Source organism: Actinophytocola sp. (assembly GCF_045807065.1).
Classification (GTDB): domain Bacteria; phylum Actinomycetota; class Actinomycetes; order Mycobacteriales; family Pseudonocardiaceae; genus Actinophytocola.
This window is the reverse complement of record NZ_JBJMIE010000620.1, coordinates 1-4,435: the sequence shown is the minus strand read 5'-3', so window position 1 is coordinate 4,435 and position 4,435 is coordinate 1. Positions and strand designations below refer to the sequence as shown.

7 protein-coding genes are annotated in these 4,435 nt (G+C 71.3%); 4 read left to right on the top strand and 3 right to left on the bottom strand.

All coding sequences use genetic code 11. From position 1 onward, the window contains the following. The coding region (locus ACJ73U_RS36275; RefSeq protein WP_407782276.1) for an NAD(P)-dependent oxidoreductase at nucleotides 1–321 on the bottom strand (321 nt) is incomplete at its 3' end. An 87-nt stretch (nucleotides 322–408) separates the two neighbouring features. Between ACJ73U_RS36275 and ACJ73U_RS36270 the strand changes: the two genes are divergently transcribed. Together ACJ73U_RS36270 and ACJ73U_RS36265 are read left to right on the top strand one after the other, a co-directional pair. Beyond that, nucleotides 409–696, top strand: coding sequence for a putative quinol monooxygenase (locus tag ACJ73U_RS36270; RefSeq protein WP_407782275.1), 288 nt, complete (start codon nucleotides 409–411; stop codon nucleotides 694–696). A 10-nt stretch (nucleotides 697–706) separates the two neighbouring features. Further along, on the top strand, nucleotides 707–1,780 hold the full coding sequence (locus ACJ73U_RS36265; RefSeq protein ID WP_407782274.1) for an alcohol dehydrogenase catalytic domain-containing protein: 1,074 nt from the start codon (nucleotides 707–709) through the stop codon (nucleotides 1,778–1,780). A 21-nt stretch (nucleotides 1,781–1,801) separates the two neighbouring features. Here ACJ73U_RS36265 and ACJ73U_RS36260 read toward each other — a convergent pair whose 3' ends face one another. Then, complete coding sequence (locus ACJ73U_RS36260) at nucleotides 1,802–2,986, bottom strand: cytochrome P450 (RefSeq protein ID WP_407782273.1); 1,185 nt, start codon at nucleotides 2,984–2,986, stop codon at nucleotides 1,802–1,804. Nucleotides 2,987–3,078: 92 nt separating this feature from the next. Here ACJ73U_RS36260 and ACJ73U_RS36255 point away from each other — a divergent pair, with 92 nt between their 5' ends. Continuing rightward, nucleotides 3,079–3,711, top strand: coding sequence for a TetR/AcrR family transcriptional regulator (locus ACJ73U_RS36255; protein ID WP_407782272.1), 633 nt, complete (start codon nucleotides 3,079–3,081; stop codon nucleotides 3,709–3,711). A gap of 117 nt (nucleotides 3,712–3,828) precedes the next feature. On the opposite strand, the gene ACJ73U_RS36250 is transcribed toward ACJ73U_RS36255, so the two are convergent. Continuing rightward, entirely contained in the window at nucleotides 3,829–4,026 is a 198-nt protein-coding gene (locus ACJ73U_RS36250) for a ferredoxin (protein WP_407782271.1), read from the bottom strand. A gap of 126 nt (nucleotides 4,027–4,152) precedes the next feature. Between ACJ73U_RS36250 and ACJ73U_RS36245 the strand changes: the two genes are divergently transcribed. Beyond that, nucleotides 4,153–4,435, top strand: a 283-nt coding sequence (locus ACJ73U_RS36245) for an FAD-dependent oxidoreductase (protein ID WP_407782270.1), incomplete at its 3' end; no start/stop codon positions are given.

The following is a 4,435-nucleotide window of genomic DNA, read 5'->3' as shown; positions in this document are numbered from 1 at the left end:
GGCGTCGGCGGCGCGGGTGGCGAGGGCACGGGCGGTCGCCGGGGCGATGGTGCTCATGTCGATCCAGAGCGCGCCGCTCGCGGTGAGCACGTCCTCCGCCACCGCCTCGACGTCCGGCGAGTCGGGCAGCATCGTGATCACGATCTCCGCCTCACGCACGGCCTCCCGGACGCCCGCCGCCGCCCGCCCGCCCTGCTCGGCGAACCGCGCGGTCTTCTCCGGGCTCCGGTTGTGGCCGGTGACCTCGTGGCCGGCGCGGACGAGGTTGACGGCCATGGGCATCCCCATGATCCCGAGCCCGATGAACGCGATCCTGGTCATGCCCCGACCCTAGTGTCGCGTTCGTCCAATCACCGAGGTGTGCCGGCGTGGCAGCATCGCGCCGTGCGATACGGATACCTCGGAACCATGCGCGTCAAGCCCGGCCACCGCGACGAGGTGGTCGCCACGCTCGTCGGCGGGGCGGACGGGCTGAAGGCCGCCGGGTGCGACCTCTACGTCGTCGGCACCTCGGACACCGACGAGGACACCATCTGGGTGCACGAGGTCTGGGCCAGCAGGCAGGCCCACGACGACTCCCTCCAGCTCCCCGAGGTGAAGGCGGCCATCGCGAGGACGATGCCGCTGCTGACCGGCGAGTTCACCAGCCAGGAACTCGACATCGCCGGTGGTCTGGGCGTGCCGACCGACCAGTAATGTCGGTGGCATGGTGAAGGCGGCGGTGCTGACGCGGCAGGGCGGACAACTCGAGGTGCGGGACATCGCGCTCGGCGATCCCGGACCCGGCCAGGTGAAGGTGCGCGTGCACGCGGCCGGCGTGTGCCACTCGGACCTGTCCCTCGCGAACGGCACCCTGCTCCAGGAGGTGCCCGCAGTGCTCGGGCACGAGGGCGCCGGCGTCGTCACCGCGGTCGGCGAGGGCGTGGCGCGGGTGGTGCCCGGGGATCACGTGGTGCTGAACTGGGCGCCCGCCTGCCGGGAGTGCTGGTTCTGCCTGCGGGGCGAGCCGTGGCTGTGCGCGCACGCCGAGGACGTCGCCCGCGAGCCGTACGCGACGCTCGACGACGGGACACCGGTCTACCCCGGACTCGGCACCGCCGCGTTCGCCGAGGAGACGATCGTGCCGGCGGCCGGCGTGGTGAAGGTGCCCGACACCGTGCCGATGGCGCAGGCCGCCCTGCTCGGCTGCGCGGTGCAGACCGGCGCCGGGGCGGTGCTCAACACGGCGCGGGTGCGCTCCGGCGAGTCGGTCGTGGTCGTGGGGCTCGGCGGGGTCGGGCTGTCCGCGCTGCAGGCCGCGCGGGCGGTCGGCGCCGGACCGATCATCGGCGTCGACGTCACCGAGGCCAAGGCGGACCTGGCGCTCCAGCACGGCGCGACGGACTTCGTCGTGTCCGGTGCGGGCGCGGCCAAGGCGGTCCGGAAGCTCACCGGCGGGCGCGGCGCGGACCAGGCCTTCGACTGCGTCGGCCTGCCGACCACCATCCGGATGGCCTGGTCGGCCAGCCGGCGCGGCGGTTCGGTGACGGTCGTCGGCGTGGGCAGTAAGGCCAACGTCGTGGAGTTCTCGGCGCTGGAGCTGTACTGGTTCGGCCGCACGCTGCACGGCTGCGTCTACGGGTCGAGTGACCCGGACGTCGCGATCCCGCGGCTGCTCGGCCTGGTCGAGGACGGCAAGCTGGACCTCGCCGCCCTGACCACGGCCACGACCGACCTCGCCGGCGTCAACGACGCGTTCGAGCAGCTGGGAACCGGTGGCCGGACGATCGTGGAGCTGTAGCACGAGTCGCTCCGCAAGCTCCTACCAGCTCACCGGGAGGCTGTGCAGGCCGTAGACCACCGCGTCGTTCTTGAACGGCAGCTCGGACACCGGCACCGCCACCTTCAGCGTCGGCACGCGCCTGAACAGCGTGTCGAACACGATCTGCAGCTCGACGCGGGCCAGGTTCTGGCCGAGGCACTGGTGTGCGCCGTAGCCGAAGGCGACGTGGTTGCGGGCGCCGCGGTGGATGTCCACGCGGTTCGGGTCCGGGAACACGGCAGGGTCGTGGTTGGCGGCGTTGCCGAGCGCGAACACGCCCTCGCCCGCCTTGATCTCGGTGCCGTTGACGACCGTGTCCTCGACCGCGACGCGGGACATCACGAACTCGGCGATCGTGAACTCCCGCAGCAGTTCCTCCACCGCGCCCGGGGTCTTCGACGGGTCCGCACGCAGCTCCGCGAGCTGTTCGGGACGCTGGAGCAGAGCCACGGTGCCGAGTGAGATCATGTTGGCGGTGGTCTCGTGGCCGGCGATCAGCAGCAGGATGGCGAGGTTGACGAGCGCCTCGTGGTCCTCGACGCCTTCCTCGCGCCGCTTGACGATCTGGCGGCCCAGTAGGTCGTCGGGCGGGTCGGCCTCTTTCGCGGTGACCAGCTTGTCCACGTAGTCGCGCAGGTCCTCGGAGGCGGCCCTGACCTCTTCCGGTCTCGTGGTCCGGGAGATGAGAGCCCTGGAGCGGGACTGGAAGAAGTCGTGGTCGGCGTAGGGGACGCCGAGCAGCTCGCAGATCACGAGCGAGGGCACGGGCAGCGACAGGGCCGGCACGAGGTCGGCCGTGCGGGACTCGGTGGCGAGCATGGCGTCGAGGTACTCGTCGACGATCTCCTGGACACGGGAGCCGAGCGCGGCAAGCCGCTTCACCGTGAACTCGCCGAGCACCAGGCGCCGGGCGGGACCGTGCTCGGGCGCGTCCATCGCGATCAGGGACGGCTTCAGACCCTGGTCCTGCCGGACCCGGCGGCCGAACGGCACCGGGAAGTTCGGGTTGGCGCGGTCGGCGGAGAACGCGGGGTCGGTGAGCACGGCACGGACGTCCGCGTGGCGGGAGGCGGCCCACACCTCCTGGCCGCTGCGCAGCGTCACCCTGGTCATCGGGCCCGGCTCGGTCCTCGGCACGTCATCGAGGAACGGGCACGCCCGCGGCGGGAAGTTCTCCACATTCACCCCTAGATATGGAAGGTTCTCGTCCGTTTGTATCGAGAGTAGCCACCTCGCGGCGCTCCGTCCACAATCGGGTGGAATGGGATAATCCGGGGATGACCACTCCGGAGGCCCCGCTACGGGCGGACGCACGCCGCAACCGCGATCAGATCCTGGTGGCGGCGCGGGAGATCTTCACCGAGCGGGGCGTCGACGTGGCGATGGAGGAGATCGCGCGCCGGGCGTCCGTGGGGGTCGGGACGCTGTACCGGCGCTTCGCCGACCGGGAGGCGCTGATCCGGGCGGTCTTCCACGAGACCTACCAGGTGGTGGCGGCCGAGATGCGGGCGGCGCTGGCCGAGTCACCGACCGGGTGGGACGCGCTGATGCGGATCATGCGGCAGTCGGCGTGGCTGCACGTGAGCGTGCAGGCGAAGTCGCCGCTGGTCACGGCCGTGGTGAAGGCCGATCCGTCGACGTCGGGGTTGCGCGAGCGCGTGCTCGACATGCTGGACGAGGTCGTGCGGCGGGCGCAGGCCGAGGGGACGCTGCGGCGGGACGTCGGGGCGGGGGATCTCGCGGTGTTGTTCATGTCGGTGGTCAAGCAGTCGCACGCGCTCACGCCGGAGGCGGCCGGGCTGGCCCCGCTGCGTGCGCTGGCGATCATGATGGACGGGTTGCGGGCGCCCGGTTCCGGGGAACTCCCGGGCCGACACCTCACCCGCGCCGACCTCGACTTCGACCACTGACGGTTCTTCGGTTCCGCCAGGCGGGCAAGCCGTCGAAGACGCCGAGCCGGCCGGGAGGAAGCGGCGACACACTGAGCCGCTCCCCTCCCGGCTGTGGTGGCCGCGCAGCGCGGAGGGTCAGTCCTCCTTGAGGGAGAGGGCCTGACTCGGGCAGAGGTCGATCGCCTCCTGGACGTTGTTCAGGACTTCGCCTTCTGCCTGGTCCGTCAGGAGCACGACCGTGCCGTCCTCGTCGCTCTGGTCGAACACCCTCGGCTCCGTGAGGGCGCACTGACCGGCGCCCACACAGCGGCCGGTGTCCGTGACGATTCGCATGGTTCGTACCTCCTGTCACCGTGGAAACGTTCATGACCGTACGCGCTGTGACTGGAGTCTCGCGCTCCCGGTGTCACGAAATTCTCCCGCGTCCAGTCCTGGGTGCAAAGGAAGGGAGATCCACCGATGACTACGCAGATCGTGGTATTGGGTGCCGGTTACGCGGGTCAGCTCGCCGCGCGCTGGCTCGGGCGGGACCGGGACGTCGAGGTCACGCTCGTCAACGAGCGGGACCAGTTCGTGGAGCGGGTCCGGCTCCACCAACTCGCCGCCGGGGAGGAGCTGCGGCACCGGCCGCTGACGGAGCTGATGAAGGGGTCCGGCGTCCGGGTGGTGATCGACCGGGCGGTCGCCGTCGACCCCAGTTCCAAGTCGGTCGTATTGGCAGCCGGGGAGGCCCTGCCGTACG